Origin of the sequence: Thaumasiovibrio clandestinus (assembly GCF_047250365.1) — a bacterium.
GTDB lineage: Bacteria > Pseudomonadota > Gammaproteobacteria > Enterobacterales > Vibrionaceae > Thaumasiovibrio.
Genome location: NZ_JBLBVL010000028.1, coordinates 1 through 19,344 on the forward strand (window position 1 = coordinate 1; position 19,344 = coordinate 19,344).

General features: G+C 46.5%; 17 protein-coding genes. 9 read left to right on the forward strand and 8 right to left on the reverse strand.

Annotation, left to right across the window (positions count from 1 at the left end; all coding sequences use genetic code 11):
- Window positions 1–69: 69 nt before the first annotated feature.
- Entirely contained in the window at window positions 70–627 is a 558-nt protein-coding gene (gmhB, locus tag ACKLNH_RS19870; RefSeq protein WP_413114009.1) for a D-glycero-beta-D-manno-heptose 1,7-bisphosphate 7-phosphatase, read from the reverse strand.
- A gap of 213 nt (window positions 628–840) precedes the next feature.
- Between gmhB and metN the strand changes: the two genes are divergently transcribed.
- The 5 genes from metN to ACKLNH_RS19895 all read left to right on the forward strand — a co-directional run bounded on the left by metN (window position 841) and on the right by ACKLNH_RS19895 (window position 6,025).
- A complete protein-coding gene (metN, locus tag ACKLNH_RS19875) occupies window positions 841–1,875 on the forward strand; it encodes a methionine ABC transporter ATP-binding protein MetN (RefSeq protein WP_413114010.1) in 1,035 nt (344 codons plus the stop codon).
- Entirely contained in the window at window positions 1,865–2,551 is a 687-nt protein-coding gene (locus ACKLNH_RS19880) for a methionine ABC transporter permease (RefSeq protein ID WP_413114011.1), read from the forward strand. The genes metN and ACKLNH_RS19880 overlap by 11 nt, the downstream gene beginning before the upstream one ends.
- 79 nt (window positions 2,552–2,630) lie before the next feature.
- Window positions 2,631–3,440 carry a MetQ/NlpA family lipoprotein gene (locus ACKLNH_RS19885; RefSeq protein WP_413114024.1) on the forward strand — a complete coding sequence of 270 codons (810 nt, stop codon included), beginning with the start codon at window positions 2,631–2,633 and terminating at the stop codon, window positions 3,438–3,440.
- A 121-nt stretch (window positions 3,441–3,561) separates the two neighbouring features.
- Window positions 3,562–4,266 (forward strand): tRNA (N6-threonylcarbamoyladenosine(37)-N6)-methyltransferase TrmO, encoded by a 705-nt coding sequence (tsaA, locus tag ACKLNH_RS19890; RefSeq protein ID WP_413114012.1) that lies wholly within the window; start codon window positions 3,562–3,564, stop codon window positions 4,264–4,266.
- Between the two features lie 43 nt (window positions 4,267–4,309).
- Window positions 4,310–6,025: a proline--tRNA ligase gene (locus ACKLNH_RS19895; protein ID WP_413114013.1), complete on the forward strand. Its 1,716-nt coding sequence runs from the start codon at window positions 4,310–4,312 to the stop codon at window positions 6,023–6,025.
- Window positions 6,026–6,101: 76 nt separating this feature from the next.
- Here the strand turns inward: ACKLNH_RS19895 and ACKLNH_RS19900 are convergent, their stop codons facing one another.
- The 5 genes from ACKLNH_RS19900 to ACKLNH_RS19920 form a co-directional block, all read right to left on the reverse strand.
- Entirely contained in the window at window positions 6,102–7,067 is a 966-nt protein-coding gene (locus ACKLNH_RS19900) for a PstS family phosphate ABC transporter substrate-binding protein (protein WP_413114014.1), read from the reverse strand.
- A 25-nt stretch (window positions 7,068–7,092) separates the two neighbouring features.
- A complete protein-coding gene (phoR, locus tag ACKLNH_RS19905) occupies window positions 7,093–8,400 on the reverse strand; it encodes a phosphate regulon sensor histidine kinase PhoR (protein WP_413114015.1) in 1,308 nt (435 codons plus the stop codon).
- Window positions 8,401–8,458: 58 nt separating this feature from the next.
- A complete protein-coding gene (gene phoB, locus ACKLNH_RS19910) occupies window positions 8,459–9,148 on the reverse strand; it encodes a phosphate regulon transcriptional regulator PhoB (protein ID WP_413114016.1) in 690 nt (229 codons plus the stop codon).
- Window positions 9,149–9,300: 152 nt separating this feature from the next.
- A complete protein-coding gene (locus ACKLNH_RS19915) occupies window positions 9,301–13,050 on the reverse strand; it encodes an AAA family ATPase (RefSeq protein WP_413114017.1) in 3,750 nt (1,249 codons plus the stop codon).
- Between the two features lie 7 nt (window positions 13,051–13,057).
- Window positions 13,058–14,290 carry an exonuclease SbcCD subunit D C-terminal domain-containing protein gene (locus tag ACKLNH_RS19920; RefSeq protein WP_413114018.1) on the reverse strand — a complete coding sequence of 411 codons (1,233 nt, stop codon included), beginning with the start codon at window positions 14,288–14,290 and terminating at the stop codon, window positions 13,058–13,060.
- Between the two features lie 134 nt (window positions 14,291–14,424).
- Here ACKLNH_RS19920 and rdgC point away from each other — a divergent pair, with 134 nt between their 5' ends.
- From rdgC to ACKLNH_RS19935, 3 genes are all read left to right on the forward strand, one after another.
- The gene (gene rdgC / locus ACKLNH_RS19925; protein WP_413114025.1) at window positions 14,425–15,336 is read left to right on the forward strand and encodes a recombination-associated protein RdgC; all 912 of its coding nucleotides are present in this window, start codon (window positions 14,425–14,427) and stop codon (window positions 15,334–15,336) included.
- 144 nt (window positions 15,337–15,480) lie between these two features.
- Entirely contained in the window at window positions 15,481–16,854 is a 1,374-nt protein-coding gene (gene trhP, locus ACKLNH_RS19930; RefSeq protein ID WP_413114019.1) for a prephenate-dependent tRNA uridine(34) hydroxylase TrhP, read from the forward strand.
- Between the two features lie 4 nt (window positions 16,855–16,858).
- A complete protein-coding gene (locus ACKLNH_RS19935) occupies window positions 16,859–17,113 on the forward strand; it encodes a YfhL family 4Fe-4S dicluster ferredoxin (RefSeq protein ID WP_413114020.1) in 255 nt (84 codons plus the stop codon).
- A gap of 1 nt (window position 17,114) precedes the next feature.
- On the opposite strand, the gene mepA is transcribed toward ACKLNH_RS19935, so the two are convergent.
- Together mepA and ACKLNH_RS19945 are read right to left on the reverse strand one after the other, a co-directional pair.
- Window positions 17,115–17,966 carry a penicillin-insensitive murein endopeptidase gene (gene mepA, locus ACKLNH_RS19940; RefSeq protein ID WP_413114021.1) on the reverse strand — a complete coding sequence of 284 codons (852 nt, stop codon included), beginning with the start codon at window positions 17,964–17,966 and terminating at the stop codon, window positions 17,115–17,117.
- Between the two features lie 23 nt (window positions 17,967–17,989).
- The gene (locus tag ACKLNH_RS19945) at window positions 17,990–18,964 is read right to left on the reverse strand and encodes a sugar-binding transcriptional regulator (RefSeq protein ID WP_413114022.1); all 975 of its coding nucleotides are present in this window, start codon (window positions 18,962–18,964) and stop codon (window positions 17,990–17,992) included.
- Window positions 18,965–18,996: 32 nt separating this feature from the next.
- On the opposite strand from ACKLNH_RS19945, the gene ACKLNH_RS19950 reads away from it, so the two are divergent.
- Window positions 18,997–19,146, forward strand: coding sequence for a hypothetical protein (locus ACKLNH_RS19950; protein ID WP_413114023.1), 150 nt, complete (start codon window positions 18,997–18,999; stop codon window positions 19,144–19,146).
- Window positions 19,147–19,344 lie beyond the last annotated feature (198 nt).

Sequence of the window (19,344 nt, forward strand, 5' to 3'; positions counted from 1 at the left end):
CTTTAAAATATCCGCAAGAGGTAATTTCAAAAAAAATATCGTTTGCTGAGAATTTAATCAAAAACGCATTTAAGCCAATGATTTTAGCAGTACTGGGACATCAGCAACACTATCAACAACCGCTGTCGCCAATCCTTCTCCTTGCTCTGTCACAGGTTTTCCTGTTCTAACTAAGACACGCGTCTTCACTTCAGCAGCTTTCGCCGCCATCATGTCTTCCGCTTTATCGCCTATCATTACTGAATTGGCCATATCTATTTTCAAATAGTCTCGCGCAGAAAGAAGCATGCCCGGCTTTGGCTTACGGCATTCACAATCTTGCTTATAGTCACCAACTCCTTTGTCTGGGTGATGCGGGCAGTAATAGATACCATCAAACTCCACCCCGTTATCGACAAAGTTCCAGTCCATCCATTCAGTTAGCGTCAAGAAGTCGTCTTCACTAAACATGCCACGAGCAATGCCTGATTGGTTCGTTACCAACACCAGTAAGTAGCCCATCGCTTTAAGCTGCTGGCAAGCTTCGAATACACCATCTATATACTCAAAATCATCTGTGGTATGTACATAGCCATGATCAACATTAATCACGCCATCACGATCAATAAATACAGCAGGTTTGGCCACAATAAAGCCCTCTAATTAGTAAATGCTTAGTGAATTATTACATGCCATCTCTGAATAATCACCAGATTAAAGGGGCGTTTAGACGTCCAGATGTAAATACCTCTATTGACTTGGACGTCCAGACGCCTTAACATCGATACCACTATTCAGCACAAACATTAAATGGCTTTGTGCTGTGAATACAGGAATTAGCAACATATATCAGGGGACGGAATGATAGAAATCAACCACGTTAATAAGGTATTTCATCAGGGAAGCAAGCAAATTCATGCCCTGAAAGATATCAACCTACGCATAGCCCCTGGCACTATCTTCGGTGTTATCGGCTCATCTGGTGCAGGTAAAAGTACCCTCATCCGTTGTGTCAACTTACTCGAACAACCAACTTCTGGGTCAGTGATTGTTGATGATGTCGAACTTACTGCCCTTTCAAGCCGCGAATTGACGCAGGCACGACGTAAGATCGGCATGATCTTTCAACACTTCAACTTGCTTTCATCTCGCACAGTGTTTGCTAATGTGGCTCTACCACTTGAGCTTGCTGGGGAATCAAAAGGAAAAATCACAGCAAAAGTCACTGAGCTACTTGAGCTTGTTGGCTTATCTGACAAGCATAGTGCATATCCTGCAAACTTGAGCGGCGGCCAAAAGCAGCGTGTTGCTATCGCTCGAGCATTAGCAAGCGACCCTAAAGTGCTGCTATGTGATGAAGCGACCAGCGCCCTAGACCCTGCCACAACACAATCAATCCTCGCGCTACTTCAAGAGATCAATCAAAAGCTAGATCTCACCATCTTGCTTATTACACACGAAATGGATGTAGTGAAAAATATTTGCCATGAAGTTGCGATCATTGGAGACGGTGAGCTGGTCGAAAAAGGGCCAATCGCTGATGTCTTTGCGCACCCGAAAACAGTGCTAGCGAAAGAGTTTATTCGTTCAACGCTCGATCTTTCAATTCCAGAAGACTATCGCCAACGCTTACACAGCAGCAATGAGGATGGCCGCTACCCTCTTGTTAGGCTCGAGTTTACCGGCGCTTCCGTAGACGCACCTCTAATTAGCCAAGTCGCTCGGGAGTTCAACATCGACATCAGCATCCTCAATTCAGATATGGATTACGCAGGAGGGATCAAGTTTGGCCTAATGCTGGCTGAGTTCTTTGGTACAGAAAGCGCCATTGACAGCGCATTGACTTTTATTCGCGATCATAAAGTTCAAGTTGAGGTTCTCGGTTATGTTGATTAATTCCCTATCCGCTTGGTTTACAGATAATAGCCGCTTAGTTAACTTACTCATTGATGCAACGGGTCAAACTCTCGTCATGGTCCTAATGTCGGGACTGATTGGTTTTCTCGTCGGTATCCCTCTCGGTGTTGCATTGCAAATTACCAAACCGGGTGGGCTAGCGGCTTCTCCCTTGGTTAATCGCTGCCTAGCCATTTTAGTTAATATAGGGCGATCGATCCCATTTATTATATTGCTGGTCGCGATCATTCCATTTACTCGATTCGTCGTGGGCAGCTCTATCGGTACATCTGCGGCTATCGTTCCGCTTACCGTTGCAGCTATTCCTTTTATTGCACGCCTTGTTGAAGGGGCACTAATTGAGGTGCCATCTGGATTGGTGGAAGCAGCACAAGCAATGGGCGCCACACCAACGCAAATTATTATTAAAGTTCTATTACCTGAAGCACTTCCCGGCATTATTAATGCGGTAACCATTACGCTCGTCACCCTAGTGGGTTATTCGGCGATGGCTGGAACGGTCGGTGGCGGCGGTTTAGGGGATGTCGGTATCCGCTACGGCTATCAACGCTTTGACGGCACAGTAATGGCGATCACGGTCATTTTACTGGTCATTCTAGTACAACTGATTCAATCCACCGGTGATCGCTTGGTCAGCAAAGTCGATCACCGTTAATAATAAATAACTATATAGCAAGCACAACGGAACCGGACTCGCCGGAGCGCGATCCAGTATCTTAATTAAGGAGTAAATGATGGCGTTTAACTTAAAATCAATTTTGACAGCAGCAGGCTTAGTCTCAGTACTAGCGTTAACGGGTTGTGGTGACAATGGCAGCAACAACAATAAAATTAAAGTCGGTGTTATGGCTGGCGCTGAAGAGCAAGTCGCAGAGATCGCTGTCAAAGTAGCAAAAGACAAATACGGGCTTGAGGTTGAGCTGGTAACGTTTACTGATTACGTTACGCCAAACGCCGCACTGGATGAAGGCTCTATCGATCTGAACGCATTCCAGCATAAACCATACCTCGACCAGCAAATTGAAGACCGTGGCTACAAGCTAGCTATCGCTGGTAATACGTTTGTCTATCCTATCGCAGGCTACTCAAGCAAAATTGAAAGCCTAGAGGAAATCGTGAACGGTGCACAAATCGCAGTACCTAACGACCCAACCAACCTTGGCCGTTCACTGTTACTGCTTGAGCAGCAAGGTTTGATCAAACTAAAAGACAACGTTGGCTTATTAGCAACAGTATTGGATATTGTTGAAAACCCTCGCGACCTTCAGATTATCGAACTAGAAGCCGCGCAACTGCCTCGTTCTCTACAAGATGTTGAACTGGCGATTATCAACACCACCTATGCCAGCAGCATCAATCTAACACCTGAGCGTGATGGTGTTTTTGTTGAAGATAAAGAGTCACCTTACGTTAACCTGATTGCGTCTCGCCAGGATAATCTCGATAGTGAAGCAGTGCAGACGTTTGTACAGTCTTACCAATCAGAGGAAGTCTATAACGCTGCTCTTGAGATTTTCCAAGGTGGCGTGGTTAAAGGCTGGTAATCTTAATCACTGATAAGCAAAAATTTCACGCCCTTCCCTGAAGGGCGTTTTTGTTCCATCCGCTGCGTATGCTTGGGCTTTATGCTAGGCTTGATACACATTTAAGCCCCAGAAAACCGTAATGAGTTATTCCATAGAGCCTATTGGCATTATCCATACCCCTTATAAAGAGAAGTTTGCTGTTCCACGTCAACCTGGGTTAGTGCCTAGTGCAACTGCTGAATTACATCTCTGCGGAGAAGCCAATTGCATTGAGTCAGTACGAGGAATCGAGCAGTTCAGCCATCTCTGGCTGCTATTTCTTTTTGATCAAAATTTAAGTGCCGGTTGGCGTCCGACGATTCGCCCACCTCGACTAGGTGGCAATGAACGTGTCGGTGTTTTTGCTAGTCGCGCCACCTTTCGTCCTAACGGTATCGGCATGTCGGCAGTCAGCCTTAAAGCAGTAAAGCAGCATGGCGACAGCGTGATCTTGCATCTCGGTGGGGTCGATCTTGTCGATGGCACACCCATTATCGACATTAAGCCGTACATTCCTTACTCCGATAGCCTTACCGATGCCAATGCGGGCTTTGCCGCGCAAGAGCCTGATACTATTGCGGTTGAATTTAGCCTTGCAAGCTTAAAAACGCTAACCGCCCACCAGGCTCAGGTGATTCGAGAGGTTTTAGCACAAGATCCTCGCCCTGCTTACAAGAAAAATAAGCCAGACCCTAAAGAGTATGCGGTACACCTGTTTAATTTTAACGTCAAATTCAGAGTAAATCAGGATATGGTCTTAGTTACCGCAGTAGAGACCATTTGCCAATCAGAAAATGGCTGCTAAACTACTCAGCTTATAATTTTTATCAACCAACGGATACCCATCAATGCGTACCAGTAAATACCTTCTCTCTACACTGAAGGAAACACCAAACGACGCAGAAGTTATCAGCCACCAGCTGATGCTACGTGCCGGCATGATCCGCAAGCTAGCTTCAGGTCTATACACTTGGCTACCAACCGGTCTGCGTGTTCTGCGTAAAGTCGAAAACATTGTTCGCGAAGAGATCAATAACGCAGGTGCTGTTGAGACCTTGATGCCCGTTGTTCAACCGTTTGAGCTATGGGAAGAGACTGGCCGTTCAGAAAAAATGGGCGCGGAACTGCTGCGCTTTACTGATCGTCATGAACGTCCGTTTGTGCTTAGTCCGACAGCTGAAGAAGTGGTTACTAGCCTAGTACGTAACGAGGTAAGCTCATACAAGCAATTGCCACTTAATCTTTACCAGATCCAAACTAAGTTCCGTGACGAGCGTCGCCCACGCTTTGGTGTGATGCGTGCACGTGAATTTAGCATGATGGATGCTTACAGCTTTGACATCGATAAAGAAGGTTTACAAAAATCTTACCAAGCGATGCATGAAGCGTACTGTAAAGCTTTCGATCGCATGGGCCTTGATTACCGTCCAGTACTGGCTGATACCGGTGCAATTGGTGGTAGCGCCTCACATGAATTCCACGTATTAGCAGAGAGTGGTGAAGACTTAATTGCCTTCTCAACGGAATCTGATTACGCAGCGAACATCGAGAAAGCTGAAGCACTTGCGCCAGCAACGCCACTAGCGGCACCAACGCAAGAAATGACGTTGGTTGATACGCCAAACGCTAAAACCATTGCTGAGCTGGTAGAGCAATTTGACCTGCCGATCGAAAAAACGGTTAAGACACTGTTTGTTAAAGCTTCTGAGGAGGTAGATGCAGAGCTAATTGCACTTATCGTCCGTGGTGACCACGAGCTAAACGAAGTTAAAGCTGAAAACCTTAAAGAAGTTGCTTCTCCACTAGAGATGGCAACAGAAGAAGAGATTCGTGCCCTTATTAACGCAGGTCCTGGCTCACTAGGCCCTGTTGGCCTTGAACTGCCATTCATCGTTGACCGCACTGTTGCAGTAATGAGTGACTTTGGTGCTGGCGCTAACATTGATGACAAACACTACTTCGGTATTAACTGGGGTCGTGATGTTGAACTCGGTCAAGTCGAAGATCTACGTAATGTGGTTGAAGGTGACCCAAGCCCATGTGGTAATGGCACTATTCAACTTAAACGTGGTATCGAAGTCGGTCACATCTTCCAGTTGGGTACCAACTACTCTGAAAAGATGAACTGTGGCGTACTGGGTGCTGACGGCAAACATACGATCCTTGAGATGGGCTGTTACGGTATCGGTGTATCACGTGTTGTGGCTGCAGCCATCGAGCAGAACCATGACGAGAACGGTGTTATCTGGCCTACAGCGCTAGCGCCTTTCCAAGTGACAATTGTACCAATGAACATGCACAAATCAGACGCTGTTCGTGAAGCTGCAGAGGCACTGTATAACGATCTTACCGCTGCAGGTATCGAAGTACTCTTCGATGACCGTAAAGAGCGCCCTGGCGTTATGTTTGCAGATGCCGAGCTCACTGGTGTGCCGCACACCGTTGTGATTGGCGATCGCAGCTTGAAGAATGGTGAAGTTGAGTATAAAGACCGCCGTACTGGTGAAAAAGAGCCAGTCTCTGCGGAAGCAATTGCTGACTTCATCAAAGCGAAACTGGTGTAAATCTCACTGCTAAGCAAATAAAAAAGGGCCAACTGGCCCTTTTTTAACGCTTATATTCTATCGCTTAACCCTATTGTCACAGCCCTAAGCGCTCCCTCTCTTGCACTGCTACGTTCGATGGCAGTGGCACATAACCTTCGCGCGCCACCAGCTGTTGCCCTTGTTCGGAGAGAATAAAGCGTACAAATTCATTCTCCAACGGACCTAAAGGCTGGCTGGGATGCTTGTTTATATAAACGTATAAGAAGCGTGATAGCGGATATTCACCACTCGCAATATTTTCCATACTGGCTTCGATATAATCATCGCCTAACTCTGCAATCGCTAATGGCCTAACAGCAGAGGTGGTATAACCTATTCCGGAAAAGCCGATTGAATTTAACGAGGTAGAGATAGACTGCACGACGGACGCTGAACCCGGTTGTTCATTGAAGCGCGCAACGAAATCTCCGCGGCACAATGCCTTTTGTTTGAAGTAACCATATGTCCCTGACACTGAGTTACGCCCAAACAGCTGAATATCGCGGTTACGCCAGATACCGTCTAAACCAAGATCAGCCCACTGCGTTATCTGCTGTGAAGCGCCACAATGCAATGTGCGAGAAAAAATCGCATCCAGCTGCTGAAAGTTCAGCCCTTGCAATGGGTTATCCTGATGAACAAAAACAGCCAGCGCATCGATAGCCACTCGAATCGCGGTCGGCTTGTAGCCAAACTCCCGTTCAAAAGCGTCGATTTCACGTAAGTGCATTGGGCGACTCATCGGCCCAAACTGGGTCGTTGCTTCTGTCAATGCAGTCGGCGCTGTAGACGATCCTGCCGACTGAATCTCTATCATGATGTTGGGATAATAGCGATTAAACTCTTCGGCCCACATCGTCATTAACCCTGACAAGGTATCTGACCCCATTGAACTCAAGCTACCTGAAATACCAGCCACTTTGTGGTAAGCAGGAAGCGTATCATTGAGTGCCCACACGTGACTACTACTTAGTAAGCAACTGGCAACTAAGGCAACCTTCAGTTTCTTCATGCAACTCATCAGTAGGCTCCTCGGTACTTTGACTTCATACTAAGGCGCCTGCTATCAACCGTTCTGGCAACGTAAAGGCAAATGTACTGCCCTCCCCCGGCTGGCTAGCTATCTCGAGCTGCGAATCATGATGGCTCAGTGCATGTTTCACTATCGCCAAACCTAACCCACTACCACCAGTCTCCCGAGAGCGCGCCTTATCGACGCGATAAAAACGTTCCGTTAAACGATGAATATGTTGCGGAGCGATGCCTTCACCGCTGTCCGTCACTTCGAGGCGCGGCCCCTTGGTGCTACTAAACCAGTTTACTTTAATACAGGCTTCTGCTGGCGTATGCTTTACTGCATTGTAGACAAGGTTAGAGATCGCACTTCGTAGTTGATCCTCATCAGCGAACACTTTCAAACCGGGCTCTATCGAAAAGTGAAATTGCTGCTGCTTGTCGCCGCTCAATGAGATGGCTTCTTTTTCCAGAATTTCTAAAATCGATGGTACGTCTACCACTTCGGATAGCTCAACCACTGGAGCAGCTTCAATCTTTGATAGAGTGAGTAATTGATTCACCAGACCGGCCATACGTCCTAATTGTTCTGTCATTACCCCATGAGCTTTATCCCACATCGGGCGCGGCATCATATCTGGATCAGTCGTCATTTCGAGATAACCCTGCAAGACTGTCATCGGCGTACGCAACTCATGAGAGACATTGGCGAAAAAGTTACGTCGCATGCCTTCCAACTGCTTCACTTGAGATACATCTCGAGCCACCATAATATATTCACCATCAGTGTATGGCATTATCCGCAGCTCAAGTGTGCGATCTGGATTGGTCGGCGCGGTGATCTCGATAGGGTTATCAAACTGACGCTTGGTTAAGTAACGAACAAAATCGGGGCTGCGTAGCAAATTATTGATCGGTTGGCCTGCATCATCTGGCCAACGAAAGCCTAATACATGTTGGGCGAGTTTATTGCACCAAACAATATGCCCTTCGTTTCGAAAGACCACCAGCGCATCTGGCATTGCCTCTGCTCCGCCACGGAAGCGGCGAATGACCGTCGCCAACTCTTTACGACGGCGTCGATTGCGGATCTGTAAGCGGTAGATACCATTAAATAACGGTTCCCAGCTCCCTGAACCTGAAGGCGGGGTTAAACTACGCTCTTTCCACAACCAATCGGACATCTTTAACTGATGGTAGTAATGCCAGAGCAATAATACCCAGGATGCCACTAGTAAGAACCAGACCATGTTGCCAAAGACAAAGCCTAGTACCGTCCAAGGAAGGTAAAAAAAAGCCAGCTCTCGAGCCAGCTTTTTCCATGATAGTCGTTCGACCATTGTATCTCCATTTTACAGCGACCGGGTCAACCCGTCGCTGAATTTACTACTGATGATGCTATACGCGAGTTGAGAAACGGTAGCCAGCGCCACGCACCGTTTGAACCATCTTGTCGTGTCCATCTGTCTCTAATGCCTTACGCAAACGACGGATATGCACATCAACGGTTCGGTCTTCCACGTAAACGTTCGTTCCCCAAACTTGGTTGAGCAACTGCTCACGACTATACACCCGCTCTTGGTGCGTCATGAAGAAGTGCAGCATCTTAAACTCGGTTGGCCCCATATCTAGCGGCTGATCATTTGATGTCACGCGGTGAGAAACTGGGTCAAGCTTTAGCCCTTGAACATCAATCACATCATCCAACGCGGTTGGCGACACACGACGCATAACGGCCTTCAAGCGTGCCATCAACTCTTTCGGAGAAAACGGTTTGGTGATGTAATCATCTGCGCCGACTTCTAGCCCGCGCACTTTGTCTTCTTCTTCACCCCGGGCGGTTAACATCACCACAGGGATCTGGCGTGTCATCTCATCGCGCTTTAAGTGTTTGATGAGATTAATCCCAGTGCCGCCTGGTAACATCCAATCAAGCAAGATAAGCTCAGGGTACGGCTCGCATATCTTCTCGAGGGCTGAGTTATAATCTTCCGCTTCTACGGCGTGATAGCCTTTCTGTTCAAGTACGAAGCAAAGCATTTCTCGAATCGGAGCTTCATCTTCTACTACTAGAATACGTTTAACCATTTTGTCTACTAACCCTGTGAACGTTATGAACTCAATTTAATGGGGTCATTATGTGTTTTTATTATGACACTTTTGTGACCTCGGGTGAAATTTCAACATACTGATAAATGTCGACAAGTCATCTATTTATTCACCCGATCTTTGCCAATCAATTAATCTTTAATGGATATTCGACTTTGTCCTCCGCCTTGCGCTTCGACGTTAACCTGTACACCAATCCGTTCAACGAGCGTCGATACATGAGAGATCACCCCAATTTGACGCCCATCGGCTTGCAGTGCATCTAAACAGGCCACCGCCATTTCTAAACTATCCGGATCTAGCGTCCCAAATCCTTCATCAATGAACAACGATCCTAGCTGACGTGTATCCGCCGCCAATGAGGCCAATGCTAAAGCGAGTGCCAGCGAGAGCAAAAAGCTCTCACCTCCTGAAAGGGATTCCACACTTCGTACCTCATCGCCCATATCATGGTCGACAACTTGAAGGGCTAACGGTGCTCCTGGAACAGCTTGTAAGGCGTAACGAGGAGCTAAATCTTTGAGGTGTTCATTTGCCAATATGACCAGTTGCTGCAGGGTCAAGCCTTGCGCTAACGAGCGGAACTTGCTGCCCGTTGCCGAGCCGATTAACTCATTCAGTTTAAGCCATGTTTCTGTTATACCGCGCTGCTGCAACCACTGTTTCTCCAGTGCACCTGCTTGCTCTCTTGCTTGCAATGCGCTGTGATAACGTTGACTAACGTCAAAAAACTGGCTTTCTTGGGCTTTTTTATTCGATTGAAGTGTTTGTACGTGCGCATTGAGTTGCGTTTCTATCAACGAAAGATCTTCGCACTCTTCCATCTCTAACCACTGTTTTAATGCGTTAAGTCGTTCTGTTCGCTGTATCAGTGCATGTTGGCGCTCTTCAACACGTGTTCCAGCCTCGGCTATCGCGTCATCAAGGGCTTTTATCGCTTGTGCTTCTTTCGCCAACCACTCCGCATTGTGCCCTAGCAACGTAGACAGCTCTAGCTCAGACAAAGAAAGGGTCTCCAACCAAGTCGTTTTGCGCTCGATAAGCAGCTGCGCTTCAGTATCTAGCTGCTGACACTGTGTTATTAGCCACTGCAACTCTTGCTGCTGTAAGTTGCTTTTTTCCCCTAGAGCACGCCTCTCGGCTTCTGCTTGATTCAAGGCTTGGCGAGCTTGGAAGCTTACAGCTTTTAGGTGTTCTTCAATATCGGCAAGGCGACGCTCTCCCACCAGCTCAACCCGCTCAATCCATAATTGTTTGAGTTCATGTTGCAAGCTTTGCTGTTGTTGCTGTGTCGTCGACAATAGTTGGCTATCTCGTTCCAGTCCTGTGCGTAACTCACTCAGCAGCGGTTGTAAATCATGTAGACGCTGTGCGACCACCGCTTCCTGATGCTGGCTATCCAAATACATGAGGATCTGTTGCTGGAACTGTTGTCGGTATGACTCATGCTGCAGAAGTTGTTGCCATTCTAAGCCAGCGAACAGCTGCGTTAAGGTCTCGGCACGCTCTTGCATTACCGCACGAGATTGCTGCTCACTGTCTTTCAACGCTTTCAGTTGTTCTTCAAATTGAACCCCTTGTTGCATCAGCGATTGGTTTTGCTGCGACTGCTGTTTTTCTATATTGAGTAATTGTTCCAGCTGCTGCTGCCATTGCCCCGCCTGCTGAAGCTGCTTTATTACGGCCTGAAAGTGCTCGTCCAACTCTTGTAGTTGTTGGCGTAATACCGTTGCTTCCGCTTGCTGTTGGGTGCTGATTTGTCGCAACGTTTGCTGGCAAACAGTAACGTCGCTACCAATTAGCATTTGCAACTGAACTTGCCGCTGCTGACGCAATTCATTGAAATGGGCACTTTCTTTTTCTAATTGCTGATTTCGTTGAGATAGGTGCTGTAACTGGCGCATTAAATAATGGCGCTGTGCGTCACATTGTTGGTAGCGATGCTGCAGTTGCTCAATCCGCTGCTGCTGTTGTTGATAAATACCATCAACCACCGGGTGTTGAGTCACATACGGGTGCTCTTTACTTCCACACAGTGGACAAGAGACGTCATCTTCTAAAAGTACACGATGTTCCTCTAATGCTAATGTTGCGCGACTTAATTCTAAACTGCGCTGCGCCTCTTCATGTTGAATACGCAATTTATCCAACTCAGGCAGTAACTGCTCGTACTCATTCGTACATGCAACGTATTCTTTTTCAATCTGCGCTCGCTCAGCCTCTATGGCTTGATAACGCTCTTCATACTTATTCCACTCTTGAATCGATGCGTGGGTTTGATTTAACCGCTCCAACTGCTTTGATTTTTCCGCATAAGCTTGCTGGTATTCGCCTTGACGCGAAACCAACTGCTCTGATTCTATCGCCACAAGCTGCCGCTCAATATTCTTGCGTTGCTGATCTAGTTGTTCCTGCTCATTGAGCACCCATGCTAGTGCTTGCTGCTGCTGTGCTTGCTGCACTTGCAACTGCTGAGATTGTTGTTGTTGCTGTTCGCATTGTTGGCGCGCCCGTTGATACTGCTGTAAGTTATCAACTATGGTGTCAGCATGAGGCGCTAATGGCGCGAATCGTTGATGCTGGGTCAAGTAGTCTTGGTGAGTTCGCTGTTGCTGTCGGCATTGCTGCTGCTCTTTTTCAACGTCGGCAAGTTGTTGCTCTGCACGCTGTCTTTGCAGATTTAGTTGTTGCTCTCGCTGGTTCAACGCGTCGATTTGATGCTGTTTTTCCGTGCATTGTGTCTCGAGTGCTAGCGCGGCTTTCAATTTCGGGGTTTGCGCCTGTTCGCTCTCTTCTACACGCAGGTAGGCCTGTTGTTGCTTTACTACCTGCTCATCGCTGGCAATTAAAGCAATGTTTGTTGCATTAAGGTGCTGTTGCAACTCTGACTGGGCCTGCGCCTTCGCTGCTTGTTGCTGTTGATTTTTTTCTAGCGCTTCTACTGTTTGACGGGCTGGTTGTACTTGCTCAGCACGCTGGTAGTAATCGATACGTGACTGTGCTGCATTTCGGGCCTGCTGCGCTTCATCTCTCGCGGTGTTCGCTTGTTTAACGCTGCTTTCGGCATGATGATAATCCGTCAGCGATTGTTGATAACCAGAGGCGTGTTGTAAATTCACATCGCTGTGCTGCTTTGCTTGCTCTAGCGTGGTCAGCTGTTCGCGCAGAGCGGAGATCGCGTCATCATCGAGTAACTCTATCCCGCCAAGTTGTTGCTGCAACTGCTCCAGTTTTAATTTTTCATCACGCGACCGTTCATGTGCTGCCATTGACAGACGGCTATAGATCTCTCCACCGGTCATTCGCTCTAGCAAGGCCGCACGTTCATCTGACCCTGCTTTCAAAAAGGCTGCAAACTCCCCTTGCGGCAACATAACAGCTCGGCGAAATTGCTCAAAACTCAAGCCGATAAGACGTTCTATTTCGATTTGCAGTTCTTGTTTTTTTCCGGCAAAGCGCTGCCCTGTCTGTCGGTTTTCCAGCCACTGCTCAGAAGGTTGGATTCGTCCTTCCGCGCGCCCTCTAGCTCGTCGTACTCGCCAATGCGCACGCCACTCGGTGCCATCATGTGCTTGAAAGTCCACCTCAGCAAATCCTTCAGCTTTACCTCGGCTAAGAATGCTACGAACATCATTGGCTTTTAGTCGGCTATTTTCATCATCACGACCAATTTCAGCATCATTTTTTTTGTTGGCTTGCAGCCTTGGTATACGATCATATAACGCTAAACATATTGCATCTAATAGGGTCGACTTACCGGATCCCGTTTTCCCTGTGATTGCAAATAACCCTGCTTCACCCAACCGACCGTCAGAAAAGCTAATGGCAAATGGGGCTTGCAGGCTGGCAAGGTTCTCCCCCCTTAATGCGAGTATTTTCATTGTCTAACTAGTCCTGATCTTCAATCTGAGTAAGTAATTCATTAAATGCGCGTTCAAGCTGCATATCGGGTTCACCGTCGTACTTTTGTTGCCAACTTAAACTAAACACTTGTTGGGGAGTAACTTCATCAAGCCGTTTATGGTGAAAACTGGTGGCATTATCTTGCTGGCTATAATGTGGCGTAATCTTCGCCAACCGCACCGGTTTATCTTGTAGAGCTGCGATGATCTTTTCACGCAACATAGCTTGAGGTTTATCGAGTAGAACCTGTACTTCTAATAACGGTTGATAGAATCGCTCTTTGGGGATGAAGTCATGGTTAGCGAGTAGCTGCAATACCTCATCTAAAGGTGCTGGGGACTCTGGTATTCGTAGTATGTCGACCACTCTCGGTACTTGGTGAGCAGTAACAGACTGCAGCTGATCTTGAGCTAGCGTGACTATCAGCACTTGATGCTTGTAGTTGCGCTCCGATAGCGATAATGGGATCGGTGAGCCACTGTAACGAATCGACTCCTGCCCCCCCACCCGCTGCGACAAATGCAAATGTCCAAGGGCGACATAATTTAATGCATTATCAAACAGGCTCGCCGGCAAGGCATGTTGATTCCCGCCCAATACACGTCGCTCCGACATCTCGGATATCACGGAGGAGGCCATGAACGCATGCCCCATACCAATCAAAGCTTGCCCTTCTTTTTGCTGCGCCAAGGCAGCAGCGGTCACTTGCGTATAGAGTTGCTCAACGCCTTTAATAAGGCGATCTTCATCTTCTGCTAGGTTTTCGGTACGTAAATCGCTACTGCGCAAAAATGGCACAGCTAGAGCCCAAGCAGCCACCTCTCCATGTTGATTAGTTAGCGGAACTAGCATTCGATCAGTATCTAACATGCCATCTTGGTTACGCGAAACCCCACCGACCAAATGCAAGTCGAAAGCTTTAAGCAGTTCATGTGGAGCATCAAGCTTCGATGGTGAGTCGTGATTGCCGCCAATCATCACGACATTTAACTGCGGTAATCGTTTTGCTAACGAAGCTAAAAAGCGATAGAACATTTGCCACGCGGTAGCCGGCGGATTCGCAGTATCAAAGATATCCCCAGCAACTAACAGAGCGTCTACTTGCTCTTTTTCCAATAGGTCGATTAACCAATCAAGAAAGTGTTTATGCTCGATATCCCGGCTATAGCCGTGTAATTGATGGCCTAAATGCCAGTCTGAGGTATGCAATATTTTCATTACGCTGCCGTTTCACCCATATTGTGCAACAGTTCGTTGTTCCTTCAATGATTCTATCAAGAACCGCGACAAAAACATCTGAATCGCATAACATTGCTGTTTTTGATGCGACCTGTAGGAATACACCAAACATGATGTGGTTCAAAAATATACTGGCCTACCGCTTCAGCCGTGATATTGAGATCAATGCTGATGTACTAGAAAAGCAGTTAGAAGAGTTTCGCTTTACCCCTTGTGGCAGCCAAGACCAACAGAAGTTTGGCTGGGTAACGGCAATGGGTAAACACGGTGATATGATGACCCACGTTGCCGATGGCAATATCTTGATCTGTGCCCGCAAAGAAGAAAAAATGTTGCCAGCTTCGGTAATTAAAGAGTCATTAAGCAATAAAATTGACGCAATGGAACGCGAGCAAGGACGTCCATTAAAGAAAAAAGAGAAAGACGCCTTAAAAGATGAAATTGTCATCGATTTATTGCCACGAGCATTTAGCCGCAACAGTCAAAATTACGCGCTGATCATGCCAAAGCAAGGCCTTATTTTGGTCGATGCGGGCAGCCATAAGAAATCTGAAGATCTCCTTGCGTTACTAAGAAAGTCGATGGGGAGCCTTCCAGTTGTACCTGTGACAACAGAAAAAGCCGTCGAATTAACCCTAACAGAATGGGTTCGCAGTCAAACAAGCCCTGCTGGATTTGTAATGGGTGAAGAGGCTGAATTCAAGGCTATTCTTGAAGATGGCGGCGTTATTCGCTGTAAGCAGCAAGACCTAGCTAGCGATGAGATTCTCGCTCATATCGAAGCAGACAAGCTCGTGACTAAGCTGGCCATCGATTGGCAAGATCGCATTAGCTTTATTTTAGGTGATGACCTTTCACTCAAACGTGTGAAGTTCTCTGATGAAATTCGCGATCAAAATGAAGACATTGACCGTGAAGATGTAGCGCAACGTTTTGATGCCGATCTATCACTATTTTGTGGCGAAATGGCGATCTTCATGCCTGCACTCTTCGAGGCACTTGGTGGTCTAGAAGCTCGCGACTGATAAGATTTATTTCCAATTCGGTACGCTAGAGTGACACTCTACTGGGGCTAACATAGTTAAGCCCCTTTTTATTGCGCGCTGAACCCTGTAAAATCCAGCCTCCTTCCATACCATGAGGTGGTATGGCCTGATTTGCAATCAGACATGAGAACAAGAACCATGTTTAAACCAGAACTTCTTTCGCCTGCTGGCAGCCTAAAAAATATGCGTTACGCCTTTGCTTATGGTGCTGACGCTGTTTATGCCGGACAGCCTCGCTATAGCTTGCGCGTGCGTAACAATGAATTTAATCACGAGAACCTAAAAATAGGTATCGATGAAGCACATGCTCAGGGCAAAAAGCTTTATGTGGTCTGCAATATTCAACCACATAACTCAAAATTAAAGACATTCATTCGCGATCTAAAACCGATCGTAGAAATGGGGCCTGACGCGTTAATTATGTCAGATCCCGGTCTGATCATGTTAGTTCGTGAGAACTTCCCTGAAGTGCCAATTCACCTATCAGTACAAGCCAATGCTGTTAACTGGGCAACGGTGAAGTTCTGGGCCTCACAAGGTGTAGAGCGCGTTATCCTTTCGCGAGAGCTCTCTTTAGAAGAGATTGAAGAGGTTCGTGAGCACTGCCCTGAAACCGAGTTAGAAATTTTCGTGCATGGCGCCTTATGCATGGCGTACTCAGGTCGTTGTCTACTCTCCGGTTATATTAATAAACGAGACCCAAATCAGGGAACCTGTACCAACGCATGTCGCTGGGATTACAAAGTTGAGCAAGCAACCGAGAACGATGCTGGGCAAATTGTTGAAATTCAACAGGCTGAAGAGCGCCCTGACAATACTCTTGGTCTTGGTAAGCCGACTGACGAAGTCGTACTACTAGAGGAAGGGCGTCGTCCTGGAGAGAAGATGGCTGCGTTCGAAGATGAACACGGCACTTATATTATGAACTCTAAAGATCTACGTGCCGTTCAGCATGTTGAGCGTCTTACCAAAATGGGTGTACATTCACTGAAAATTGAAGGGCGGACGAAGTCATTCTATTACTGTGCTCGTACCGCTCAGGTGTATCGTAAAGCGATTGATGATGCGGTAGATGGAAAGCCTTTTGATGAGAGTTTGCTTGGAACACTCGAGAGCCTAGCTCACCGTGGCTATACTGAAGGATTTTTAAAACGTCATAATCATACCGAATACCAAAACTATGATTATGGCTACTCTGTTTCAGATGCGCAGCAGTTTGTTGGTGAGTTCACTGGTCAGCGTCGCGAAGGAATGGCAGAAGTTGAAGTTAAGAATAAGTTTGTTGTTGGCGATCATCTCGAATTAATGACCCCTAACGGCAACGTTAACTTCGTTCTAGAAGCGATGGAGAACCGCAAGGCAGAATCGATTGACGATGCGAAAGGGAACGGTCATTTTGTCTATATTCCAGTTCCAAGTGATATGTCACTCGAATACGGGCTGCTAATGCGCAACCTAAATACTGGTGAGAACACGCGCAACCCGCACGGTAAGTAAGCTCATGGCCTTATTAATAACGACCAAATGCATCAATTGTGATATGTGTGATCCTGAATGCCCAAATGAGGCAATCAGTATGGGAGAGGAGTTTTATGAAATAAACCCCGAACTATGCACTGAGTGTAAGGGGCACTATGACAAACCAACTTGTCAATCAGTCTGCCCCATAACCAAATGTATTATCACTGATCCTGAGCATGTTGAAAGTGATGAGCAGCTCCTCGATAAGTTCGTAAAACTACAAGGGCTTGCTTAACTTATCCTTTCTCGTCCAATAAAGCCTCACATTGTTGAGGCTTTACTTTTGCAATACGCTTAGGCGGCTCATTTTTCTTGGTGGCACTTTTTACTATTTTGACGGCTTGTGCTTTTGGGCGCCAGGAATAGAGTTCTGCACCACATCCATCCCCTTCTGGTGGTGGCAATTGATTAACACAATCAACATTCCCTTGGGGACAAGTTAACCGGACGTGCATATGTGATGTATGACCATACCAAGGACGGACTTTACGTAACCAATCACGCTCTGACCACGTTTCTTTGCACAATGCTTCTTTTATTACAGGGTGAACAAAAATACGACTAACGCGTTCGTCTTTTGCTGCTGTGCTTATAAGCGTCGTATGTTCTTCTGACCAACGCTTAAAGTTAATACGGTAATTTTTCAAATCAACGACATTGAGAGCATTTAAAGATTCTCGTTCCTTTAAATCCATTTTCTGCTTTGCCGTAAGAAGCCATATATCAACATCCAACCCTGTCTGATGGCTTTGATGCCCGGATATAAAGTGCCCTCCGCGGGGCATAGACATATCACCAATGAGTAAGTCACTGCCCCCTAATTGGCTAGTTTTTCGTCCAAGATCCTGTATAAAGTCAATCAATTCTGCATGACCAAAATAACGTTCTCGTGATGCGCGGATCACCTGATAGCCAACTCCGTCTAAAGGCAACGCTTGGGCACCAGAAAGACAACCATTCGCATAAGAGCCTATTGCATTAGCCTCACCTAGAGAAGGCGCTTTTACATCATGCCAAGGCGACGCCAGGCCTACTCTGCTTATCAGAATACAAAGTAAAAATGCAGCTTTGGACAATATACGACACATCACTTACCCCACATATCAATGTATTAGGACATTTGCTTATCCAAGTTTAGTATTGATGTCGCATTACTCACACTCGTTGCTAGCACATCAATCGCCCCTGAACGTAAAGCACCAAGTAAGGCCAATCCCTTACTCTCTTCTGAGGCCACTGCAATTACCGTCGGTATTCGACGAAGGTCATTTAGGCTTAAGCCGATAACTCTTCCATTCATAGTAGTATCTACCAGCTCACCACAAGCGTTAATAAAGTCGTAACCCGCGACATCGCCAACTACACCATTTTTTATCTTAGCTTCTATTATTTCTTGCGGCGTAAACCAACCTAGTTTAACCAAGTGACTCTTTTCATTAAGATCCCCAACGCCTATTAAAGCAATATCCGCCTTTCGGGCCCTATCTAGAGTGCCGTTAACAGTACTATTTCGCATAAAGGCGAGCTTAATCAATTGATCATCTACATAAGCAGGCGCGTATAACGTTTCACTTTGCCCGCCATACTTCTTTGCGAGCTGGCGACAAATATGATCCGCATTAATACCACTCTCCTCCTCATGAATACCACCAATGCCGGAGATGAACATACAAGATTTCTGTGGTACTACTCCCACGTGCTGCGCAACCGCCGCAACATTCCGCCCTTGTCCTGCTGTTACTACCGTTCGTTCACGAATTTGAGAGGTAAGATAATTCGAAGCAAGGCTAGCTACGCGCTCTCGCTGCGTATCGTCATCAGGTTGATCGAGTGCAATCAAGGCCCGCTTTAGTTTAAAACGTTCTTTAAGTTGTTGCTCTAGTTTGGCACTAAATACAGGGTGGTATTTAACCGTTATCTCAACAATCCCTTCTTCTCGCGCCTTTTTTAATAAACGCCCAACCTTAATGCGCGATAAACCAAATTTTTTAGCGATGGCTTCTTGTGTTTCACCATCTTGATAGTAGGCGATGGATATTTCGGTAAGTAATTCGCTATCGACTGGAGAGCTCTCTGACTGATCCACTTGCTGTTCTTATATGAGGGAGATTTGCACTTATGCTAGCAAAAGTGACTGCCCACGACCAACGATTCTGGCTCAATTATACTGCGGCCAACTTACTCAATACGATACTCTGCACCCTTTCAGCGTATCGCATTTATGTACCACCAGTACCTGACCGCTATATGCTAATGGTGCAACAATAAATCTCGTTAGCAACAATACAACTTTAGCCTTCATAACTACCTTTCAATACCTGTTCTTAATAAGGTATCACTAATTTACAGCAATCAGATAGACCTACTTCACTATAGAATATTTCACGGCTCTAAGGATTTCTCTTTGGTTAAATTAACTGGCTAAAATAGGGTGATAGTAAATTTTAACAGGATTAGATTTTCTAT